We start from the raw sequence: 20,478 nt of genomic DNA, 5'->3' as shown, positions 1-20,478 counted from the left end.
CGTTATTGTTGTGTCAGCCAGCCCAGCCCCTCCCGGGTGCCGGCTCTGGGGTTGTACTCGCAGCCAATCCAGTCGTGGTAGCCCGCCTGCGCCAGCACCTTGAACAGGTGGGGGTAGGCGATCTCCCCCTCGTCCGGCTCGTGGCGATCCGGCACCGAGGCGATCTGGACATGGCCGATGGCCGGGCCCAGCTTGCCGATGAGACGGGTGAGATCCCCGTCCATTATCTGGGCGTGGTAGAGGTCGAGCTGCACCCCCACGTTGGGTCTGTCTATCTCCTGCACCAGGGCCAGGGCGTCGAGCTGGTGGGCCAGGAAGTAGCCGGGCACATCCCGATCATTGAGCGGCTCGAGCAGCACCCTGATGCCGTCTGCGGCCAGGAAGTCGGCGGCGAAGCGGATGTTGTCGATCAGGGTCTGGCGGTGGGCCGAGAGGCTATGAGCCGGGTCGACTATGCCGCTCATGGCGTGCACCTTGGTGCAGCCCAGCGCCAGGGCGTAGTCACGCACGCTTGGCAGGTGGCCGCGAAACTCCGCCTCCCGCCCCGGGATGGCGGCCATGCCGCGCTCCCCCGCGCCCCAGTTGCCCGGCGGCATGTTGAACAGGGCCTGGGAGAGCCCCTGCTCGCGCAAGCGGCGGCCCAGCTCGGCGGCAGGCCACTCGTAGGGGAAGAGGAACTCCACGGCCTCGAAGCCTGCGTCCCGGGCGGCGGCGAAGCGCTCCAGGAACGGCACCTCGGTAAACAGCATGGTGAGATTGGCGGCAAACTTGCTCATGGCGTGATGCTCCTCAATACGTTGTGTTCATATCGGGTCAGAGAGGCGGACCAGGGCTGGCTCATGGTTTCATCCTCCTCAATTCATCGATTTCGGGTTCGCTCAGGTAGCGGATGGAGTGGCCATGGAGCATCAGTGCCAGGCGCGCCGTCTCCTCCAGCTCTTCCATGTTGTTGACCGCATCCACCAGATCCTTGCCCGTCACCACGGGGCCGTGGTTGGCGAGCAGGAAGGCGTTGCCCTCGGGGGCGCGGCGCCCCAGCTCCTCGGCGATGCGGGCATCCCCCGGCTTGTAGTAGGGGATGAGCGGCAACTGGCCGACCCGCATCACGTAGTAAGGGGTGAAGGGGCGGATGACGTTGGCCGGATCCAGCCCCTCCAGGCAGGAGAGGGCGGTCAGGTGGGTGCAGTGCAGGTGCACCACGGCCCGGCAGTGCGGATTGTTGTGGTAGATGGCGAGGTGGAAGGCCACCTCCTTGGAGGGGCGATCACCCCCCAGGTGCTCCCCCTGCAGGTTGACGTGAGAGAGCCTGTCGGCGCTGAGCCGTCCCAGGCAGGAGCCGGTGGGGGTGGCGATCAGGGTACCGTCCGGCAGCAGGGCAGAGAGGTTGCCGGCGCCCCCGGTGGCATAGCCGCGCTGGAAGAGGGAGGCCCCCAGCATCACCATGGTGTCGCGCAGTGCCTGTTCAGTCATGGAAGTACTCCTGAGCCTTGTCGAAGAAGTCGTCGCTCCCGAAATTGCCGGACTTGAGGGCCAGCGACAGGGGGGCGTCGATGGCCCGCACCCAGGGCACACCGGGGGCGATCTGCGGGCCTATGTGGAACGCCTTGACGCCGAGGGCCTGGGTGACCCGGCTCGAGGTCTCGCCACCGGCGATGATGAAGCGGTCCACACCGGCGCCTTGCAGCAGTTGGGCGAGGCGGGCAAAGCAGTGCTCCACCGTATCGCTGGCCGCCTGCTGGCCGTGGGTCTCCTGAATGCGGGCCAGCTCAACCGGGCTGGTGGTGGCGTAGACCAGCGGCGCCGGGGCCAGGGGCTGGTCCAGTACCCAGCGCGCCAGCTCGGCCGGGTAGTCGGCCTCTTCGAGGCAGCGCACCACGTCCAGCGCCAGGGCGGGGGCGTGCTGGCGATAGCGGGCCACCTGGCGGTTGGTCATCTCGGAGCAGGAGCCCGACAGCACAGCGGCGCGGGTGCCTCTGGGCCAGCCCGCCTCGCGGGCACCCTGCAGATCGCCGCTGCCAAGCTGGCGGGCCAGGCCGATGGCGAGGCCGGATCCGCCGGTCACCAGGGGCATGTGGAGGGCGGCGGTGGCGATGTCCAGCAGGTGCTGCTCGGTCAGGGTGTCGACCACGGCGTAGCGCACACCCCCCTCTGCCAGCTGCTCAAAGGCGTCGGAAATGGCATCAGGGCCTTGAGCTATGGTGGCGAACGGCACCAGACCGGCGCGGCCCTGGGCCTGCCCCTCCATCAGCCGCAGCAGGTTGCTGTCGGTCATGGGGGTGATGGGGTGGTGGCGCATGCCGGACTCGGCGAGCGGCTGGGTGCCGACGAAGAGGTTGCCCTGATAGACGGTGCGACCGTTCACCGGCAGGGCCGGGCAGATCAGGGTGAAGTCGTGGCCAAGCGCCGCCAGCAGGGCGTCGGTGACCGGTCCTATATTGCCCGCCGCCGTGCTGTCGAAGGTGGAGCAGTATTTCTGGTAGATGCGCGGGCAGCCGTGGGCCTTGAGCCAGTCGAGGGCCGCCAGGGAGTCGCGCACCGCCTCATCGGCGGGGCAGGAGCGGCTCTTTAGGCTGATCACCACGGCATCGACCCCGGTCAGATCCGCCGCTGTCGGGATGCCGGCAAACTGGATGGTGGAGAGGCCGTTCTCCACCAGGAAACCGGCGATGTCGGTGGCGCCGGTGAAGTCGTCTGCGATGACACCGAGTTTCATGGCTGATCCTCCTGGCCCGGCAGTGTGATGCCGGAGAACGTCTTGATGACGGCGCTGTCATCTTCCTGGCCGTGCCCTGCGTTGCTGGCGTCGAGGAACATGTTCAGCGCCGTGCTCGCGAGCGGCAGCGGGAAGCGCAGCGCCTTGGCGGTGTCCGCCACCAGGGTGAGATCCTTGACGAAGATGTCCACCGCGGAGCGGGCCTGGTAGTCACCGGCCAGCACCCGGGGCATGCGGTTTTCAAACATCCAGGAGTTGCCGGCGGCATGGGTCACCACGTCATACATGAGATCCAGCGATACGCCGGCACGGCTGGCCAGGGCCATGGCCTCGGCGGCAACGGCGATGTGCACCCCGGCCAGCAGCTGGTGGATGATCTTGACGGTGCTGCCCTGGCCCGGTTCGCTGCCGACCCGGTAGAGCTTGCCGGCGACGGCATCCAGTACCGGGGCCAGCTTGTCGAAGGCGGCCTCTGAGCCTGCGGCCATCACCGTCATCTCGCCGGCATCGGCCTTGATGGCGCCACCGGAGACAGGCGCATCCAGCATCGGCAGTCCCAGCTGTGCCAGCTCGGCGGCCAGGGCGCTCGCCTCTTCGGCCGCTATGGTGGAAGAGACCATGATGGCGGTGCCCGGTTTGAGGTGGCGGGCCAGCCCCTCTTCGCCGAGCAGGATGCGGCGCACCTGGGTGGCGTTGACCACCAGCAGCAACACCGCATCGAGCGTCTCGGCCAGGGGTCTGGCATCGGCCATGACGGCGGCGGCACCGGCCTGCTGCAGCTGGCTGCGGGCCTGCTCGCTGAGGTCGATGCCATAGGTGGTGAGCCCGGCCCGCAGGCAGGAGCGGGCGGCGCCCATGCCCATGGCGCCCAGGCCGATGACCGCAACATGATAGGGAGTGCTCATCTCGTGATTCCTCGATTACGACTGATGAGCCGATAGTAGAGGCTTGCGGCGATGAAATATCAGGCAGGTGTCACAAAAAATAACTTATTGTGTGTTAATTTTTGTTATTGATGAGGATTGAGATTCTTTCGAGTCAATAAATGGCGCCACTTGTGTGAGGAAATGTGATTTGTGAGCGCGTTTCAGGTTAATTATCATTTTTTCCCAGGTCTCTGGGGTAGAATGGCGCCTTCCCTTCCCCGAGGTGCGAGGCAAGATGATTCCCGTAGAGCGACAGCAACGTATCCTGCAGCTGCTGGCAGAGCGCGGCGTGGTCAGCATAGTGGAGCTGACCGACTGGCTGCAGGTCTCCCACATGACCATCAGGCGCGACATCCAGAAGCTGGAGGAGCAGGGGCGGGTGCTCTCCGTCTCGGGCGGGGTCAGCCTCTCCCAGCGGATCAAGAGCGAGCCCTCCCACGCCACCAAGCGCAGCCTGATGCAGGGGGCCAAGCTGGCCATCGCCCGGCTCGCCGCCGCCCAGGTGAGCGAGGGGAGCACAGTCTACCTGGATGCCGGCACCACCTCCCTGGAGCTGGCCCGGGAGCTGGCGCTGCGGGAAGATCTGATGATAGTGACCAACGACTTCATGGTGTGCGCCTACCTCATCGAGCACGGCCGCTGCCGCCTCTATCACACCGGGGGGCAGGTCATTCGCGAGAACCAGTCCTGCGCCGGTGAGGCCACCGCCCACTTCCTGCGCAACCTCCATCTGGACGTTGCCTTCCTCTCCTCCTCCTCCTGGGACGGGCAGGGGATCTCCACCCCGAGCGAACAGAAGGTGCCGGTGAAGCGGGCCGTGGTGGAGTCGGCGGCGACCCGCATCCTCATCTGCGACTCGTCCAAATATGGCAAGGTGGGCACCTTCAACGTGGTGGGCTGGGATGCGATCGATCAGGTGATCACCGACGAGCAACTGCCCCAGAGCGCCCGGGAGGCGCTGGCGCAGCACGGGGTCAGGGTGACCATGGCGCCGCTCGCCAGCCTGGCCTCCGGCGTCGAGTGACTGTGTCAGCCGGTCACTCTTTGCCGGCCTGAGGCTCGCTCGCCAGGTTGGTGGATCCCTGGATCACCTCGCCCGCCTTCTCGATGTCCCGTCCCACCCCGTGGATGGTGTTGCAGCCCAGCAACCAGAGGCTGGCGCAGAGCACCAGCAGGGTTCGATTCTTGTTCATGCTTCCTCCTCGCCGGCGCCCGGTCCGGGCCGGCATCCATGTCATGGGGTCAGTTTGAGCAGGCGCCCCTTGCCTGAGTCCGTCAGCAGATAGAGGGCGCCGTCCGCTCCCTCCTGCAGGGTACGGATCCGCTCCCCGAGATCGGTCAGCAGCCGCTCTTCCGAGACAATCTTGTCCCCCGCGAGGCGAAGGCGCAGCAGGGCCTGACCGCGCAGGGCGCCGACCAGCAGATCCCCACGCCACTCCTTGAACAGATCGCCTTGGTAGAAGCCCATGCCCGAGGGGGCGATGGAGGGCACCCAGATCCAGCGCGGCGGCGTCATGCCCGGCGCGCTCTGGCCCAGGCCAATCTTGCCGCCCCCGTACTCCTCGCCGAAGGTCACTCTGGGCCAGCCGTAGTTGTGGCCCGGCAGGATGAGATTGACCTCGTCCCCGCCCTGGGGGCCGTGCTCGTGGGCCCAGAACTGCTGGCTGCCTGGGCGCAGCGCCGCCCCCTGCATGTTGCGATGGCCCAGGCTCCAGATCTCCGGCAGGGCCCCCGCCGTCTTGACGAAGGGATTGTCGGCGGGCACCCGGCCATCCCTGTGCAGGCGCACCGTTTTGCCGAGGTGGTTGTCCAGCGTCTGGGCCCGCTCCCGCTCGCTGTAGCGATCGCCTAGGGTGATGAAGAGATAGCCATCCTCGGTCAGCACCAGGCGGGAGCCGAAGTGGGCGCCGCCAGCCACCTTGGGCTGCTGGCGAAACAGCAGTTGCCAGTCGACGAGGGCGTCCTTTTGCAGCCGGGCGCGGGCCACGGCGGTGCCGGCTCCGCCGTCCCCCGGCTCGCTGTAGCTGAGATAGAGCCAGCCCTCGTCGTCCAGGGCGAGATCGAGCAGGCCCCCCTGACCCGTGGCGGCGAGGGGAGGCAGGCCCGAGATGACATGGCGCTCGCCGCCGGCGTCGATGCGCAGCAGGCGGCCCGGGCGCTCGCCAATCAGATAGCCGCCCCCCGGCAGCAGGACCAGTCCCCAGGGATGGTTGAGCCCCTCCACCAGGGGGGTCAGTGTCAGCGCCCGGAGCGGGCTCACCAGGCAGATCAGCAGCAGTGCAAGCAGTCGCAGCAAGGGGGATCTCCTCTTGGAAGGGGGGCTGGCCGGCGGCGCAACGTCGCTGAAGTATAGGGGGTTGCCAACAGAGGGAGAGCGATGGCCCGCTCTGCGGGCTTTCCCCACCACGACGCTCAAGGCATTCAGCCCGACGCAAGGCGGGGCGCGTACACTTGATGGTGCGATGAGACATGGCTCGCACGCCTGGGCGAGCGGCCATGGTCATAGGCTGGCAACGGGGTCACTCGAGCGCCGGTGCAGCATCGGGGCCATAGGGCCATGAGTTCATGGAGGATAAGATGTCATCACCCGCGTCGGCGCCAAGGCGCTCCCTGTCCGACCTGCTGGCCGGCGTCACAGCGGCGGCGGTCGTGCTGCCCAAGGCCATGGCCTATGCCAGCGTGGCCGGTCTGCCGGTGGCCGTCGGTCTCTACACCGCCTTCGTGCCCATGCTGCTCTACGCCCTGCTGGGCTCCTCCCGGGTGCTCAGCGTCAGCTCCACCAGCACCCTGGCTATCCTGACCGCGACCCAGCTCGGGCTGGTGGTGCCGGACGGGGATCCCGGTCGGCTGCTCACAGTGACCGCCACCCTGACCCTGCTGGTGGGGGCCATGCTGATGCTGGCGGCGGTGCTGCGGCTCGGCTTCGTGGCCAACTTCATCTCCCTGCCGGTGCTGGTGGGGTTCAAGAGCGGCATAGGGCTGGTGATCATCCTCGATCAGCTGCCCAAGCTGTTCGGGGTGCACCTGCAGAAGGAGAACTTCTTCCTGGATCTCTACCACCTGGGGCTGGCCCTGCCCCAGAGCTCCTGGCTGACCCTGGGAGTCGCCCTGGCCACCCTGCTGGTGCTGGTGTTCATGGAGTGGCGCTTCCCCCATTCCCCCGCCCCCTTGCTGGGGGTGGGTATCGGCATCGCCCTGGTGTGGGGCTTTGGCCTGAACGAGGCGGGGGTGGCCATCGTCGGGACCATCCCCACCGGCTTGCCCGCCCTGACGATGCCGGATCTGACCCTGGTGTTGCAGCTGCTGCCGGGGGCGGCGGGCATAGCGCTGATGAGCTTCACCGAGACCATAGCCGCAGGGCGGGCCTTCGTGGGCAAGGAAGAGCCCGAGATCAACCCGAACCGCGAGCTGGTGGCCACCGGGCTGGCCAACCTGGGGGGCGCCTTCTGTGGCAGCATGCCGGCGGGGGGCGGCACCTCCCAGACTGCCGTGGTGCGCTCCGTCGGGGGCCTGAGCCAGTGGGCCTCCGCCGTCACCGCCGCCATGGCGCTGGCCACCATGATCTTCCTCGCCCCGCTGCTCTCCTGGCTGCCGAGCGCCACCCTGGCGGTGGTGGTCATCGTCTATTCGGTGGGGCTCATCCAGCCGGGGGAGTTTCGCAAGATAGGGCAGATTCGCATGATGGAGTTTCGCTGGGCCGCCATCGCCTGCCTGGGGGTGCTGCTGTTCGGCACCCTGGAGGGGATAGTGGTTGCCATCCTTGCTTCCCTGCTGGGGCTGGCCAGCCAGACGGCGCAGCCCAGGGTCTATGTGATCGGCCGCAAGCCCGGGGAGGATGTGCTGCGTCCGCTCAGTGAGCTGCACCCCGATGACGAGACGATCCCTGGCCTGCTTATCCTGCGGCCGGAGGGGCGCCTCTTCTTCATCAATGTGCAGCATGTGGCGGCCCGGATCCGCGAGCTGACCGAGACTCACCAGCCCGAGGTGGTGGTGCTGGACATGAGCCGGGTGCAGGACGTGGAGTACTCGGCGCTGATGATGCTGATGGAGGGAGAGCAGCAGGCCCGCGCCAGGGGGGTCACCCTCTGGCTGGCCGGGCTCAATCCCGGGGTGCTCGAGAACGTGCGCCGCAGCGGGCTGGCCGACCAGCTGGGGGAGGACCGCATGCTGTTCAATGCCAGGGCAGCCATCCGCCGGTATCAGCAGAGCAGGGAGTGAGAGAGCAAAGGGCGAGCCAGAGGTTCCCCAATGCCCTGTTCAATGCCTGGGCGGCCATCCGCCAGTATCAGCAGAGCAGGGCGTGAGGGGACAAGGGATGAGCCAGAAGCCCCCCAATGCCAGGGCGACGATTCGCCAGTATCAGCAGAGCAGGGAGTGAGAGAGCAAGGGGCGAGCCGGAGGTTCCCCAATGCCCTGTTCAATGCCAGGGCGGCGATTCGCCAATATCAGCAGAGCAGAGAGTGAGGGGGCAAGGGGCGAGCCGGAGGCTGCCCCTTGATGGTGATCAGAAGAGTTCCGGGATCACCCGGAGCGGGTGCTCCGAGGCCTTGACCTTGCCAATCTTGCGTTTTGGCAGCTTGACCGGCTCGGCCGGCAGCTCCTCGTAGGGAATGTGGTTCAGCAGGTGGGAGATGATGTTGAGCCGCACTCGTTTCTTGTCCTCTGAGCGAGCCACGAACCAGGGGGCCCAGGCGGTGTCGGTGGCGATGAACATGGCGTCCCGCGCCCGGGTGTAGTCATCCCAGCGATCGAAGGACTTGATGTCCATGGGGGAGAGCTTCCAGATCTTGCGCCCATCGTCGATGCGATCCCGCAGCCGTCGCTCCTGCTCCTCTGGCGTCACCTCCAGCCAGTACTTCAGCAAAATGATGCCAGAGTCCACCAGCGCTTTTTCCACCATGGGGGTGCCAGCCAGGAATTTGTCGCTCGCCTCCTGGCTGCAAAAGCCCATGATGCGCTCCACCCCGGCCCTGTTGTACCAGCTGCGATCGAAGATGACGATCTCGCCCGCCGCCGGCAGATGCGGAATATAGCGCTGGAAATAGAGCTGGCTCTTCTCCCGCTCCGTGGGGGCCGGCAGCGCGATGACCCTGAATATCCGGGGGCTGACCCGCTCGGTGATCGCCTTGATGGTGCCCCCCTTGCCGGCGCCGTCGCGCCCCTCGAAGACGATGCAGACCTTGAGCCCCTTGTGCACTACCCACTGCTGCAGCTTCACCAGCTCCACGTGCAGGCGACGCAGCTCCTTCTCGTATGCCTTGTTGCCAAGGGGCTTGGGCTCGGTGACCGGTACCGGCTGTTCTGCTTTGGATTTTTTCTTGCTAGCCATGATGTCCTTCTTTTTTCTCGAACGGATGAGGAGTGGCCGTCATCCCGGACGGCGCACTTCAAGCGTAGATGACAGTTGTTTCGGTCAGGAAGGGAGCAGGCGAGCGGGGATCCGTATCTGGCGCGCCGCTTGGCGCCGGGAGGCTTTGCCTGGGAGGGTCGGGGCTGGCGGCCTGGGCCAGAAAGGCACAAGGGGTTGGCATCTTGCGATGCCAACCCCTTGTTTTGTATGGCGTTCCCGACTGGAGTCGAACCAGTGGCCTGTCCCTTAGGAGGGGACCGCTCTATCCTGCTGAGCTACGGGAACCTTGTGGCGGGCATTATACAAGAAGCATTGTGCTTTTAAACCCTTGATTCCTATTCCAATACGGCCAAATCACCGATTTGGACATTAAACGGCGAATATTTGTTCTGACTGCTGATGATGGCGCCATCCTCGAACACCTGCACCACCTCGAACAGGCCGTCGGCGGGGTTGCGCATCACCCTGGACTTGCCATAGGGATCGATGAAGTCGGCGCTGTGCTGGACGCGGAACTGATCCCCGAGCTTGACCCCGTTGCGACGGCCCAGGCTGATGTGGGGGCCGCGCTCGTGCTGGGCCACGATGCGGGCGGTGACGGGGGCGCAGGCGAGCTCGGCGATGATGTCCTGGGCCGCCTCCTTCAGCTGGTAGCTCACCTCCTGGCCGTAGCTGGACTGCCAGAACTGGCCGCTGTGGCTGCCCACCTGCTCCCGCTTGGAGAAGGTCCAGTTGGCCCGGCCCTGATACTCCTTGCGCCCGAGCAGGCTGCCGTTGATGCCGTCGAACAGGTAGAGCTGCATGCGGAAGTTGCGGATCGGGTCTTCATACCAGCTGGTCAGCTGGTTGCCCTGGGGCTCGAGGGAGAGATCGTCGATGCTGCCGAGCACCAGATACTGGCTGTCGGTGCGCAGGCTCAGGGCCTTGATCTCCTCGAGGGCGCTGCGATCCCCCTGCTGCAGGTGGAGGGGATCGATGCGCAGGTTTTCGTCCAGCCACTGGCGGGCGACCACCCCCTGGGGCGCCGCCGCCAGGGTCTCGAACAGGCGGCGGGAGAGATCCGCCGGCATGTCGTCGAGGGCGCCGGTGCTCGCCTGATCCGGGTAGCGCATGCGCAGGCGTACCAGCGTCAAATCCTTGGCGTAGTGCTGGGTCTGGCAGATCTGCCGCTCGGCCTGGATGTCGGCCACCAGGGTGATGTACATGCGGCCGTTGCGCACCTCCTCGCGCTTGAGGCGGTACTGGCGGATGTCGCCGCCGGAGCGGATCTGGATCTGCTCGGAGCGCAGGCTGCCGTTCTCCAGGCGCTGGATGCTGGAGACGGACGCGCCGCTGGCCAGCAGGGCCTGACGCAGCGCATCCCGGGTCGCCTGCTCGCGGGCATAGACCTCGTCGCCCCCCAGGATAGCGGCACTGCCTTGCGCCTCTATGAGCTCGGCGCGGGCCGACAGACTGGCCAGCAACAGGGTTGACAGCAGCACAACTTTCATAACGTACACCTTGAATAGACGAACCCCTCTTGCGCCCCGGGGAGCGGATGAGCGGCTTCATGGACACTGGCCTGGTTTGCACCGGGTGCGCAAATAAAAGCAAGATCCATGCCTTGTTCCGGCGAAAGGGTGTACAGCTCGCCGCATTTCCCGGCTCCAGCCTCTTTATTGGCGCCGCCCAAGGCCCTCTGGCGGATCATCGGGCGATCCTTGGCGCATTCCCGTCTCAAGTGTTGGCCGCTGTGACCGATAACAAGTCAGGTGTAGATACAGGAACAGGTATCCATGAACAGAATTATCACGGCGCTGGCGATTGCGCTGGCGCTGGCCGGCTGCGGGTCGGCCGACCCCATCAACCGGGATCAAGGGGATCCCCGGCAGGCGGCCAAGGGGATGGAGCTCAACTGGCTGGTGGCCCGCATGACGGATCAGCTGATGGAGCGCAAGTCCCTCACCACCCTGACCGAGCCCATCGCCGTCGCCTCCTTCGTCGATCTCGACACCCTGAAGGACACCAACTGGATGGGGTTGCAGATCGAGGAAAGCTTCATCTATGAGCTGAACCGGCGCGGTGAGGTGGTGGTGGACTTCAAGACCACGGGCAGCATTCAAGTGACCCCCAGTGGCGACTTCGTGATGAGCCGCAACTACAAGGATCTCTCCGCCCGCCTGCCCATCTCCCGGATCCTGACCGGCACCTTCAGCCGCAATTCGCAGGGGATCCTGGTCAATGCCAGGATCATCGATCTGCGTACCAAGATGGTGGAGACCACGGCCCAGAGCCTTATCCCGCAACAATATCTGTCCGGCGCCAGCAACTCGTTTGGCCGGGCATCGGTCAACCGGGGTTACCTGATGCGGGGCGGCCAGAGCGCGTCCGGCCATCTGGTCAACCTGACCCCTTGATTTCTGAGGAGTAGACAGCCATGAGAATCGTGCTTGGCCTGATGATGGCCCTCTTGCTGACGGCGTGCAGTGGCAACCGGGTCGTAAACTACGACGTGGCCGAGAAGCCGGATGACTTCCCCGTGCTCAAGGCGGTGGGCTACGCGGTGATCGACATCCAGCCTGGCCCCTCCCAGTCGGAGAAGATGCTGCAGGCGATCCGGGCGTCCAAGATGGATGCCTACCGGGAGCTGGCGGAGCAGCTCAACGGCCAGCAGGTGCGTGGCCAGAGCAGCTACAAGGACCTGACCCAGACCTCCAACTCCCTGGATGTGTCTGTGGCCGGCATGGTGCGCGGTGCCCGTGTGGTGGCGACCTATCCCCGCGGCAACACCTATGCCACCGAGCTGGAGCTCGACACCCGCAACCTCTATCACCTCAATCAGCTGATGGCGGGTCAGTTCTAGCACCCGAAGCGGCACGTTATCCTCCGTCACCTGAACCAGCCGATGGCGGGTCAGTTCTAGGGCGAGAAGCGGGGCGTTATCCTCCGTCACCTGAACCAGCTGATGTCGGGCCAGTTCTAGCACCCGAAGCGGGACGTTATCCTCCGTCACCTGAGCCAGCCGATGTCGGGTCAGTTCCAGGGCGAGAAGCGGGACGACACTCTCCGTCACCTGAACCAGCTGATGGCAGGTCAGTTCCAGGATGGGTCCGAGCGGACGCCGGCATGAGCCCGGCGGTCGTCACAGCACAGACAAAGGCGAGCGCAGGCTCGCCTTTTTGTTTGGCCGGGGATCGGGTCGGCAGGGGGCAGGAGCCGGGTTGGCGCCCCGCCGGCGTGAGTCTGGGGCCCGGTTGGCGGCCCAGGTCGTATACCTGGAGTGAATGGTGGGGATATGTCGTTCAGTTTTTCCGAACGCTAAATCGGGGGACTGGGGGCTGCGGCGCCGCCCGCGGGGGTGGGGAGACAGCAAAGAGAGAGGCGAGCCTGATGCTCGCCTCTTGCCGTTCGGGGGCTTAGCTGCCCATCAGCACCGGCGGCACTGCAGTCGGCTTGACGTCTTCGCTCGGGTAGCAACCCAGCACCTTGACGTAGCGGGTGATCTTGGTCAGCTCCAGCAGGGCGGCCTGCATCTCAGGGGTCTGCAGGTTGGCGGAGACATCCAGATAGAACATCTCCTCCCAGGGGTTGCCCTGCACCGGACGGGATTCCAGCTTGGTCATGTTGATCTCGTGGCTGCGCAGCACCAGCAGCGCCTCCACCAGGGAGCCCGGCTTCTGGGAGGTAGACATGATGAGGGTGGTCTTGGCCGGGATCTGGGGCGCCACGTCGATGGGCTTGCGCGCCACCACGATGAAGCGGCTGTAGTTCTCCTTCTGGTTCGCGAGCTGCTCGGCCAGCACGTCGAGACCATACAGCTCGCCGCCGGCGGCGCTGCCGATGGCCGCCGCATCCGGGCTCCCCAGCTCCTTCACCTTCATCATGGCGCTGGAGGAGGAGTCGCAGATCTCGTGGCGCGCCCCTTCCAGCTTGCTCAGGTAGTGGGAGCACTGCTGGAACACCTGGGGATGGGCGTAGAAGGTCTTGATGCGTGACAGCTCGGTGGGCACGGCGGTGAGGATGCAGTGCTCTATGGGATAGGTCAGCTCACCCACGATGGAGAGGGTGGTGTGCTGCATCACGTCGTACACCTCGTTGATGGAGCCCGAGCTGGTGTTCTCGATGGGCAGCACCCCGAAGGCGGCGCGGCCCGACTCCACCGTGTCCAGCACCTCGCGGAAGTTCTGGCAGTTCACCTCTATGACCTGATCCTTGTAGCGCGCCAGGTACTTGCGGGCGGCCAGGCTGGAGTAAGAGCCGCGCGGGCCCAGGTAGGCGACGCTGGTCATGGGCTCCTGCTGCTGGGGGTTGAGCAGGCTCTGCAGGTAGGCCTGCTGGGAGAGCACGGAATCTTCGATGATGGTGTGGTAGATGCGGGTGATGTACTGGGCATCCAGTCCGAGGGCACGCCCCTTCTGGATCAGGGCAACCAGCAGGTCCTGCTCCCGCTGGGTGTCGCGGATGGGACGGGGATTGGCCTGCTTGGCGCGGGCAACCTCGATGCTGAGGGTCTTGCGTTTGGCCAGCAGGGCGAGCAGCTCCTGATCCAACTGGGTGATGTCTTGTCTGATCTCGTCGAGCGTTGCCATGGTGGTTCCCTATCCAAATCTTCTGTGGTGGTTGCTGCAAAAAAAAGCCTCCGCTGGGGGAGGCTCGATTCGTCTTTGCTTTCTGTTGATGCGACGACAGGGCCTTCCCTCATGAGGGCCGGATAAACGAGAAAGCAAAGAAGAATGGTGTGTGCATGATGTTGTCCTGAATGTAACGTCATAACCATTAAGGGATTTGGCACGCCGATGCAAGTAAAACTTGCCCCGGTGCGTTGAACGGGGCAGGGTAGATGGTCGGGATCCCTGGCCGAATGAGTGTCACACTGGTCCCGTTGTTGCTGGTCAATGAGAGGGAGGCGAGAGGATGGCGATTATCTTCGATCTGGGACGGGTAGTGGTGAGCTGGGATCCGGTCGGCATAGTGCGCTCGGTGCGAGGACCGGATGGCGCCGAGGCCCTGGCGGAGCTGCTGTTCAACCACCCCGACTGGCTGGAGGTGGACAGGGGCACCCTCTCTCTGCACGCCATGGCGCGCCAGGCAGAGGCACGCATCGGCCTGCCTATGGCACAGAACCTCGCCATCCTGCAGGCGGTGCCCGCCTCCTTGCTGCCGGACCCCGCCATGGTGGCGCTTATCGAGGTGCTGCACAGTGCCGGTCACCGGCTCTACGCCCTCTCCAACATGGGCCATGCCAGCATCGACTGGCTGGAGCAGCATCAGGAGTTCTGGCGCTTCTTCAGCGGCAAGGTGGTGTCGGCCCGGGTGCGGATGCTCAAGCCCGAGCCCGACATCTACCGCTATCTGCTGGTGTCGTTCGACCTCAAGGCTGGGGAGTGCCTCTTTATCGACGACAGCCCGGCCAACGTGGCGGCGGCCCGGGCGCTCGGCCTGCAGGGCATGGTGTTCACCGACGCCCCCGCATGCCGCCGGCAACTGGTCGAGCAGGGATGGTTGCCCGCCTGAGGGGCCCTTCGCCGGGCCCGGAGAAAAGGGGGGCTGATTTGCCTCTTGAGCGAATAAAGAACAACTTTGTCCCTATTCTTTAAGTGTCTATTCAGCTTTGTCATCGCAAAATAACATCCTATTCATCATCCGGAGCCGTTGTTATGGATGCCAATGTCGTCGCGCTGAATCGGGGATACGATCAGCTATTTCAGGCCAGGGAACAGAGGCTCATCAATACCCTGGCCGGTTACGGCGAACTGCTTGTCTCCTTCTCCGGCCGGCTGGAGTCCTGTTACAGCATGGATCTGTGCCGGGCCAGCGGGGTCCGCTTTCGGGCCATCACCCTGGACAACCCGACCCTGAGCCGCAAGGCGGTGGCCCGGGCCAAGCGCTACTGCAAGCACTACGGCATCGCCCACCAGGTGATCAGGACCGACGAGATGATCTTCAGCGTGCACCTCGGCCACCTCGCCGAGGTGACGGATCCGGTGCGCTACCTCTGCCAGCAGCTCGAGCACGATGACGGCCCCCCTATCCTGATGTCGGCCTCGGTGGAGGAGATGCGGGAGTATCTGCGGCGTTTCGACAGCGTGCCGGCCAATACCCTCTGGATCTTTGCCGAGCAGGGCATGACCCACCGGGACTTTCGCTATGGCTTCCACAAGCGCCAGCTGGCCCTGTGGGGGGCGGGGGGAGAGGCTTGCCTGAGCCAGCGCTTCTCCGACGTCGAGTCCCTGGACCGGCGCCACCTGCGCATGGTGGACATGGCCGAGCAGATGCTGTTCGACATGGGGTTGGACGGGGCCCAGGTCTTCTTCCATACCCTGGCGGACAGGGTCACCACCCTGGCCAGGATCAGGGTGCCCCAGCGTATGCGGGCCCTGGTGTTCGACATGCAGCCGAGCATCCAGAAGGCGCTCAAGAGCGCCCAGTTCGATCTGGTGACCCTGGACATGGTATCGGGGGAAGACCCCCAGCAGCTGGTCATCTGACCCCGGCCCAGGCCCGTAACGTGAGTCGGGTCATAGGCAAGGACAGCCCGACTCTTTATACTGCTCCCTCTGCATCCCTATCGAGTCATCTGCCCATGAAACCCTTGTCCAGACTGCTGCTTGCCCTCTGCCTCTCCCCCATGCTGGCCCAGGCCGCGCCCCTGACCCAGGTCACCCTGGCCGATGGCCGTCAGGTGCAGCTCAACGACGACTTCACCTGGGAGTACCTGCTGGTGAAACCCGCCGAGACGGTGGCCGGCAAGACGGTGACGACGAGCGTGGCGGCGCCGGTGCTGACCGAGCAGGCCCTGGCCAATCCCGACCTGCTCGCCCAGGCGACCCGGGACGGGATCACGGTGACCCTGAACCAGGTGGAGGGCGAGGATCCGCTGCGCCTGCAGTTCATGGTGAGCAACACCGGCAGCCGCAACGTGGTGCGGGTCAACGGCAGCCTGACCCTGTTCAGCGCCGAGGGGGTGCAGCTGGCGACCCAGCCGGTGCGCTTCTGGGTCGGGGAGAATCGTCTGCCTGAATCCTATCTGCGCAAGGGCGAGCAGCGTCCGTCGCGGGCCATCGAGCTGGCCCGCCCGGCCAATCTGACCGGCAAGCCGCTGGTGCGGGTGCAGATCGACGAAGTGGAATTCCGCTAGGATAGCGGCGGGGACGGGCAGGCCCGTCCCTCATGGAGTGTTGCTCCGGTAACCGCCAGCAATATCTGCTTACATCTGACATGGTTTGGCAACAGCTTGCCGCTCGGCACCTCCCCCCTCGCCCGTCACAATGGCTCCATTCCAGTTAGGTTCCGCCTAACTCAACAATCGGAGTCAACAAAATGCAAAAACTCGCACTGTCTGTTCTGGTTCTGGCCGGCCTCTCTTCCACCTCCGTCCTGGCGCAAGATGCGTTCAGCTACGCCAAGGGGTCTGCCACCTGGGCACACACCAAGTCCGACTACGTCGGTGGCAAGGACAGCAACAACCGCGATTTCGGTGGTCTGAGCCTGGATCTCTCCAAGAGCTTCGGCTCCAACTTCTACGGCCGTTTCGGTTCCGAATACAGCTCCCGCAACAGCGGCAATGACAGCATGGCCATCTCCAATCTGGGTATGGGGGTATTCACTCCCCTCAGCACCGGCCTGAACCTGTACGGTGAAGCGGGTCTGATGGGCTACAGCATGGAGCGCGAGCTTGCCTCCAACGTCAACGACAGCGGCTGGGACGACATCACCCGCAAGCAGAGCGGCAGCCTCTACGGTGAAGTAGGCCTGCGCTACGACATCGGCGCCGTCGAGCTCTCCACCGGCTATCGCTACGCCAACATGACCGACGACATGCACGACTTCAAGGCGGGTGCCGCCTACAAGGTGAGCCAGAACCTGGCCCTCACCGCCGATTACACCTATCGCAACTGGGATCTGCAGAAAGGATCCATCACCAGCCTGGGTGTGAAATACAGCTTCTGATTTCCCTGTCTGTCGTGACCTCCATTTTGCCCATGACCCCGGTCATGGGCTTTTTCATTTTCCGGTGATCCTGTTTTCCCCCTTGTGTCGTATCGGTCCGTAATAGTTATACAACTTTCATTTCTTTGTATAACTGCTATAACTGGTTCAATGCTTATACAAGGGGCGCAATCATGTACAAGATCAAGGTCGGTATCAGTGCCTGTCTGCTGGGGCAGGAAGTGCGGTTCGACGGGGGCCACAAGCGCTCCAGTTTCTGCGAACGGGATCTTGGCGCCCACTTCGACTATCACCCGGTCTGTCCCGAGATGGCCATCGGCCTGGGCGCACCCCGCGCCGCCATCCGCCTGGTCAAGCGTCATGGGGAGGTGCGGGCCGAGGCGAGCAACGGCAGCTTCGACGTCACCGAGCGGCTCATCGCCTTCAGCGAGCAGAAGGCACGCCAGCTCGACTTCATCTCCGGCTACATCCTCTGTGCCAAGTCACCCAGCTGCGGCATGGAGCGGGTGCGCATCTATGGCGCCAACAACGAGGGGAGCGCCAAGGAGGGAATTGGTCTCTTTGCCAAGGCCTTGATGGAGGCCAACCCCCTGCTGCCGGTGGAGGAAGACGGCCGCCTGTGCGATCCCATACTGCGGGAGAACTTCGTGCTGCGGGTCTTCGCCTATCACGACTGGCAGCGGCTCTGCGCCAGCGGGATCACCGCTGCCGCCCTCATCCGCTTTCATTCGCGCTACAAGTACCTGGTGCTCTCCCACGCCACCACCCACTACCGCACCCTTGGCAAGTTGCTCGGCAACCTCGGCAAGGCCAACCTGCAGGAGGTGGCCGACAACTACATCAAGGGCCTGATGGCGGCCCTGACCCTGCGTGCCAACCGTCGCAGCCACACCAATGTGCTGATGCACCTGCAGGGCTATTTCAAGCGGGTGCTGACCCCGGCCCAGAAGCAGGAGCTCTGCGACACCATAGACAAGTACCGCACCGGCATCTTCCCGCTGCTGGTGCCCCTCACCCTGATCCGCCACTACCTGCGGGAATACCCCAATGCCTACTTGTCCGAGCAGGTCTATCTCAACCCGCATCCCGATACGCTGAAATTGCGTTACGGGCTTTGAGAATGGCGAGATCAGCCTTATCCAGAGCCACATCCCGATACGCGCAAGCTGCGTGACGGGCTCTGAATTCGCTTGTGCCCCGACGCAGCCTCTGGGCTCGGGGCGCCCATACCCTGTTGAATGGAAGTCACCATGTCTGATGTACCACAAGATGATGCCGCCAAGCCGGACGAGGGGATCTACCCCATCCGCGAGGTCTCCCGCCTCACCGGGGTCAATGCCGTCACCCTGCGTGCCTGGCAGCGCCGCTACGGCCTGGTGCAGCCCGCCCGCACCGACAAGGGGCACCGCCTCTACAGCGAGCAGGATATCCGCCAGATAGGCGAGATCCTGAGCTGGCTGGAGCGGGGGGTGAGCATAGGCCAGGTGAAAGGGCTGTTGAGCGAGCCCCAGTCCCAGCCGGTGAGCGATCACTGGCAGCAGACCCTGGAGCAGTTCAGCCAGGCGCTGCTCGCCTTCAATCAGCGCAAGGCGGAGGCCGAGCTTAACGACCTGCTGGCGAGCTACCCCTTCGAGCTGGTGCGCAGCCGGGTGCTGCAGCCGCTGGTGGAGCGGCTGCTGGGCCTGTGGCGCGAGCGGCCGGATGGCGAGCTGCTGCAACAGGTGTGGCTGGGCTGGCTCCACACCCGCTTCGCCCGCCACCTCATCGAGCAGGAGAAGGGGCTGCCGGTCACCCTGGCGAGCTGGGGTCAGGTGGGCCCTCTCGATCTGGTCTGGGCGGCCTACGAGCTGATCGGTCAGGGCTATGAGGTGCAGTTGCTGGGGGCGGTGGAGCCGCGCCACGTCGCCCTGCTGGAAGGGCGAGCCCTCACCCCCTGGCGGGTGCTGCTGGGGGCCGGCCTTGGCAAGCCGGCGCTGGCCGCCGACTGGCCTGCCGGTACCCGGCTCTTTGGCGAGCTGGGGCGACTCTATGACGCTGACTGGCTGGCCGCTCACGGCTGGCGGGCGACCCTGGCCGAGGTGATGGTGGACAGGCCTGCCGCCCGTGGCCTGAGCGGGCGCGGGAGCAAGAGATCATGAGGCTGGTCTGGTTTCGCAATGACTTGCGCCTTTCCGACAACCCGGCGCTGCGTCATGGCTGCGCCAGCGATGAGCCGGTCGCCGCACTCTTCATCATCTCCCCCACCCAGTGGCGGCAGCACAAGATGGCCCCCATCCGCCAGCGCTTCATCCTGGCCCAGGTGGATGCGCTGGGCCGTGAGCTGGCGGCCCTCGGCATCCAGCTCCATCTGCTGCGGGTCGAGACCTTTGCCGAGGTGCCTGCGGCGCTGGCTGACCTCTGCCGCGAGCTCGGCGTCACCCAGCTCTACGCCAATCAGGCCATCGAACTGGACGAACAGCGCCGGGACCATGCGGTCACCGCCGCGCTGGCAGAGCAGGAGGTGGGTTGCCACTGGCTCAACGGCTGCTGCGTGCTGCCCCCTGGACGGGTGCTGACCGGCGGGAGGGAGATGTTCAAGGTCTTCACCCCCTTCAGCCGCGCCTGGCTCAAGGCGCTGGATGAGGATGGCTTCGTCATCCACAGAGCCCCGGCGCCGCTGGGCGACTCCCTGCCCTGGCAGCCGCTCGCCGAGCGGGCCTTTGTCGATGAGGGACTCGGGGAGCTGACCCCGGATCCCCGCTGGCCGGTGGGGGAGGCCGAGGCCCTGCGGCGGCTGCATGCCTTCCTGGAGCAGGGGGTGCTGGGCTACGGCGAGACCCGTGATTTTCCGGCGCTGGCGGGTACCTCCATCCTCTCCCCCTATCTGGCGGCGGGCATCGTCAGCCCCCGTCAGTGCGTGGCGGCCTTGCAGCAGCGGCTCGGCGGCCGGCCCCAGTCCAAGGCGCAGCCCGGTTTCGTCTGGCTCAATGAACTCATCTGGCGCGAGTTCTATCGCCACCTGCTGGTACTGATCCCGACCCTCTCGATGAATCGCCCTTTCAAGCCGGAGACGGCGGCCCTGCCCTGGAGCTGGGACCCGGATGCCTTTGCCGCCTGGTGCGAGGGGCGCACCGGCTACCCCATAGTCGACGCCGCCATGCGCTGCCTCAACGCCACCGGCTGGATGCACAACCGGCTGCGGATGATAGTGGCGAGTTTCCTGACCAAGGATCTGCATATCCACTGGCGGCTCGGGGAGGATTACTTCATGAGCCGGCTGATCGACGGGGATCTGGCGGCCAACAATGGCGGCTGGCAGTGGGCAGCGGGCACAGGCGCCGATGCGGCCCCCTACTTTCGGGTGTTCAACCCGACGACTCAGGGGCAACGATTTGATCCACAAGGGGAGTTTATCCGTACCTGGGTATCTGAGCTTGCCGATCTGCCTGCCACCCATGTGCACCAGCCCCACGACTGGTTGCGGCTCAAGGGGCGGCAGGACTACCCGGCGCCCATGGTGGATCATGCCGTTGCACGGGTGAGGGCCATCGAGATGTTCCGTGACCTGGAGAAGCAATAAC

20 protein-coding genes, 1 tRNA gene and 1 other annotated feature are annotated in these 20,478 nt (G+C 65.1%); of the genes, 11 read left to right on the top strand and 10 right to left on the bottom strand.

The features are described from left to right. Window positions 1-2: 2 nt before the first annotated feature. The 4 genes from otnI to ltnD form a co-directional block, all read right to left on the bottom strand. Window positions 3-776: a 2-oxo-tetronate isomerase gene (gene otnI, locus HB860_RS14695; RefSeq protein ID WP_247627123.1), complete on the bottom strand. Its 774-nt coding sequence runs from the start codon at window positions 774-776 to the stop codon at window positions 3-5. Between the two features lie 61 nt (window positions 777-837). Continuing rightward, a complete protein-coding gene (locus tag HB860_RS14690) occupies window positions 838-1,470 on the bottom strand; it encodes an aldolase (protein ID WP_247627122.1) in 633 nt (210 codons plus the stop codon). Next, complete coding sequence (gene otnK, locus HB860_RS14685; RefSeq protein WP_247627121.1) at window positions 1,463-2,713, bottom strand: 3-oxo-tetronate kinase; 1,251 nt, start codon at window positions 2,711-2,713, stop codon at window positions 1,463-1,465. Before otnK ends, HB860_RS14690 begins: the two co-directional genes overlap by 8 nt. After that, window positions 2,710-3,618 (bottom strand): L-threonate dehydrogenase, encoded by a 909-nt coding sequence (ltnD, locus tag HB860_RS14680; RefSeq protein WP_247627120.1) that lies wholly within the window; start codon window positions 3,616-3,618, stop codon window positions 2,710-2,712. Before ltnD ends, otnK begins: the two co-directional genes overlap by 4 nt. Window positions 3,619-3,874: 256 nt before the next feature. Between ltnD and HB860_RS14675 the strand changes: the two genes are divergently transcribed. After that, a complete protein-coding gene (locus HB860_RS14675) occupies window positions 3,875-4,663 on the top strand; it encodes a DeoR/GlpR family DNA-binding transcription regulator (RefSeq protein WP_202047020.1) in 789 nt (262 codons plus the stop codon). A gap of 13 nt (window positions 4,664-4,676) precedes the next feature. Here the strand turns inward: HB860_RS14675 and HB860_RS14670 are convergent, their stop codons facing one another. Beyond that, window positions 4,677-4,832 (bottom strand): entericidin A/B family lipoprotein, encoded by a 156-nt coding sequence (locus HB860_RS14670; RefSeq protein ID WP_247627119.1) that lies wholly within the window; start codon window positions 4,830-4,832, stop codon window positions 4,677-4,679. Between the two features lie 41 nt (window positions 4,833-4,873). Then, entirely contained in the window at window positions 4,874-5,935 is a 1,062-nt protein-coding gene (locus HB860_RS14665) for a PQQ-dependent sugar dehydrogenase (RefSeq protein ID WP_247627118.1), read from the bottom strand. 281 nt (window positions 5,936-6,216) lie between these two features. Here HB860_RS14665 and HB860_RS14660 point away from each other — a divergent pair, with 281 nt between their 5' ends. Further along, window positions 6,217-7,857 carry a SulP family inorganic anion transporter gene (locus HB860_RS14660; RefSeq protein WP_247627117.1) on the top strand — a complete coding sequence of 547 codons (1,641 nt, stop codon included), beginning with the start codon at window positions 6,217-6,219 and terminating at the stop codon, window positions 7,855-7,857. Window positions 7,858-8,143: 286 nt separating this feature from the next. Here the strand turns inward: HB860_RS14660 and ppk2 are convergent, their stop codons facing one another. The 3 genes from ppk2 to HB860_RS14645 all read right to left on the bottom strand — a co-directional run bounded on the left by ppk2 (window position 8,144) and on the right by HB860_RS14645 (window position 10,479). Beyond that, window positions 8,144-8,968 (bottom strand): polyphosphate kinase 2, encoded by an 825-nt coding sequence (gene ppk2 / locus HB860_RS14655; RefSeq protein WP_247627116.1) that lies wholly within the window; start codon window positions 8,966-8,968, stop codon window positions 8,144-8,146. Window positions 8,969-9,197: 229 nt separating this feature from the next. Beyond that, window positions 9,198-9,274: transfer RNA gene (locus HB860_RS14650), tRNA-Arg, on the bottom strand. A gap of 50 nt (window positions 9,275-9,324) precedes the next feature. Further along, window positions 9,325-10,479, bottom strand: a complete 1,155-nt coding sequence (locus tag HB860_RS14645) for a flagellar assembly protein FlgT (protein ID WP_139434189.1) — start codon at window positions 10,477-10,479, stop codon at window positions 9,325-9,327. 285 nt (window positions 10,480-10,764) lie between these two features. Between HB860_RS14645 and HB860_RS14640 the strand changes: the two genes are divergently transcribed. Both HB860_RS14640 and HB860_RS14635 read left to right on the top strand, forming a co-directional pair. After that, window positions 10,765-11,385, top strand: coding sequence for a FlgO family outer membrane protein (locus tag HB860_RS14640; protein ID WP_247627115.1), 621 nt, complete (start codon window positions 10,765-10,767; stop codon window positions 11,383-11,385). A 20-nt stretch (window positions 11,386-11,405) separates the two neighbouring features. Beyond that, window positions 11,406-11,831, top strand: coding sequence for an LPP20 family lipoprotein (locus HB860_RS14635; RefSeq protein ID WP_202046987.1), 426 nt, complete (start codon window positions 11,406-11,408; stop codon window positions 11,829-11,831). Window positions 11,832-12,384: 553 nt separating this feature from the next. On the opposite strand, the gene pheA is transcribed toward HB860_RS14635, so the two are convergent. Further along, the gene (gene pheA / locus HB860_RS14630) at window positions 12,385-13,557 is read right to left on the bottom strand and encodes a prephenate dehydratase (RefSeq protein ID WP_139434192.1); all 1,173 of its coding nucleotides are present in this window, start codon (window positions 13,555-13,557) and stop codon (window positions 12,385-12,387) included. A 38-nt stretch (window positions 13,558-13,595) separates the two neighbouring features. Beyond that, window positions 13,596-13,718 (bottom strand) — a sequence feature (Phe leader region). A gap of 164 nt (window positions 13,719-13,882) precedes the next feature. Between pheA and HB860_RS14625 the strand changes: the two genes are divergently transcribed. The 7 genes from HB860_RS14625 to phrB all read left to right on the top strand — a co-directional run bounded on the left by HB860_RS14625 (window position 13,883) and on the right by phrB (window position 20,477). After that, window positions 13,883-14,482, top strand: coding sequence for an HAD family hydrolase (locus HB860_RS14625; protein ID WP_247627114.1), 600 nt, complete (start codon window positions 13,883-13,885; stop codon window positions 14,480-14,482). 143 nt (window positions 14,483-14,625) lie between these two features. Continuing rightward, window positions 14,626-15,456: a hypothetical protein gene (locus HB860_RS14620; protein WP_202046984.1), complete on the top strand. Its 831-nt coding sequence runs from the start codon at window positions 14,626-14,628 to the stop codon at window positions 15,454-15,456. Between the two features lie 95 nt (window positions 15,457-15,551). Beyond that, window positions 15,552-16,106: a DUF3157 family protein gene (locus HB860_RS14615; RefSeq protein ID WP_139434195.1), complete on the top strand. Its 555-nt coding sequence runs from the start codon at window positions 15,552-15,554 to the stop codon at window positions 16,104-16,106. 182 nt (window positions 16,107-16,288) lie between these two features. Continuing rightward, the gene (locus tag HB860_RS14610) at window positions 16,289-16,918 is read left to right on the top strand and encodes an autotransporter (protein WP_247627113.1); all 630 of its coding nucleotides are present in this window, start codon (window positions 16,289-16,291) and stop codon (window positions 16,916-16,918) included. Between the two features lie 173 nt (window positions 16,919-17,091). Further along, the gene (locus HB860_RS14605) at window positions 17,092-18,036 is read left to right on the top strand and encodes a YbgA family protein (RefSeq protein ID WP_247627112.1); all 945 of its coding nucleotides are present in this window, start codon (window positions 17,092-17,094) and stop codon (window positions 18,034-18,036) included. 132 nt (window positions 18,037-18,168) lie between these two features. Next, window positions 18,169-19,056, top strand: a complete 888-nt coding sequence (locus HB860_RS14600) for a MerR family transcriptional regulator (RefSeq protein ID WP_247627111.1) — start codon at window positions 18,169-18,171, stop codon at window positions 19,054-19,056. Then, a complete protein-coding gene (gene phrB, locus HB860_RS14595; protein WP_247627110.1) occupies window positions 19,053-20,477 on the top strand; it encodes a deoxyribodipyrimidine photo-lyase in 1,425 nt (474 codons plus the stop codon). The genes HB860_RS14600 and phrB overlap by 4 nt, the downstream gene beginning before the upstream one ends. The last annotated feature ends 1 nt before the right edge of the window (window position 20,478 follow it).

This window comes from Aeromonas genomosp. paramedia, from assembly GCF_023093515.1.
Classification (GTDB): domain Bacteria; phylum Pseudomonadota; class Gammaproteobacteria; order Enterobacterales; family Aeromonadaceae; genus Aeromonas.
The sequence above is the reverse complement of the archived record's forward strand: the minus strand, read 5'-3'. Positions and strand labels throughout refer to the sequence as shown.

Coding starts and splice junctions, on each gene's coding strand:
- otnI (WP_247627123.1), bottom strand. CDS start 776: ATGAGCAAGTTTGCCGCCAATCTCACCATGCTGTTTACCGAGGTGCCG.
- ltnD (WP_247627120.1), bottom strand. CDS start 3,618: ATGAGCACTCCCTATCATGTTGCGGTCATCGGCCTGGGCGCCATGGGC.
- HB860_RS14640 (WP_247627115.1), top strand. CDS start 10,765: ATGAACAGAATTATCACGGCGCTGGCGATTGCGCTGGCGCTGGCCGGC.
- phrB (WP_247627110.1), top strand. CDS start 19,053: ATGAGGCTGGTCTGGTTTCGCAATGACTTGCGCCTTTCCGACAACCCG.
- pheA (WP_139434192.1), bottom strand. CDS start 13,557: ATGGCAACGCTCGACGAGATCAGACAAGACATCACCCAGTTGGATCAG.
- HB860_RS14660 (WP_247627117.1), top strand. CDS start 6,217: ATGTCATCACCCGCGTCGGCGCCAAGGCGCTCCCTGTCCGACCTGCTG.
- HB860_RS14600 (WP_247627111.1), top strand. CDS start 18,169: ATGTCTGATGTACCACAAGATGATGCCGCCAAGCCGGACGAGGGGATC.
- otnK (WP_247627121.1), bottom strand. CDS start 2,713: ATGAAACTCGGTGTCATCGCAGACGACTTCACCGGCGCCACCGACATC.
- HB860_RS14610 (WP_247627113.1), top strand. CDS start 16,289: ATGCAAAAACTCGCACTGTCTGTTCTGGTTCTGGCCGGCCTCTCTTCC.
- HB860_RS14670 (WP_247627119.1), bottom strand. CDS start 4,832: ATGAACAAGAATCGAACCCTGCTGGTGCTCTGCGCCAGCCTCTGGTTG.
- HB860_RS14675 (WP_202047020.1), top strand. CDS start 3,875: ATGATTCCCGTAGAGCGACAGCAACGTATCCTGCAGCTGCTGGCAGAG.
- HB860_RS14625 (WP_247627114.1), top strand. CDS start 13,883: ATGGCGATTATCTTCGATCTGGGACGGGTAGTGGTGAGCTGGGATCCG.
- HB860_RS14620 (WP_202046984.1), top strand. CDS start 14,626: ATGGATGCCAATGTCGTCGCGCTGAATCGGGGATACGATCAGCTATTT.
- HB860_RS14690 (WP_247627122.1), bottom strand. CDS start 1,470: ATGACTGAACAGGCACTGCGCGACACCATGGTGATGCTGGGGGCCTCC.
- HB860_RS14605 (WP_247627112.1), top strand. CDS start 17,092: ATGTACAAGATCAAGGTCGGTATCAGTGCCTGTCTGCTGGGGCAGGAA.
- ppk2 (WP_247627116.1), bottom strand. CDS start 8,968: ATGGCTAGCAAGAAAAAATCCAAAGCAGAACAGCCGGTACCGGTCACC.
- HB860_RS14615 (WP_139434195.1), top strand. CDS start 15,552: ATGAAACCCTTGTCCAGACTGCTGCTTGCCCTCTGCCTCTCCCCCATG.
- HB860_RS14645 (WP_139434189.1), bottom strand. CDS start 10,479: ATGAAAGTTGTGCTGCTGTCAACCCTGTTGCTGGCCAGTCTGTCGGCC.
- HB860_RS14635 (WP_202046987.1), top strand. CDS start 11,406: ATGAGAATCGTGCTTGGCCTGATGATGGCCCTCTTGCTGACGGCGTGC.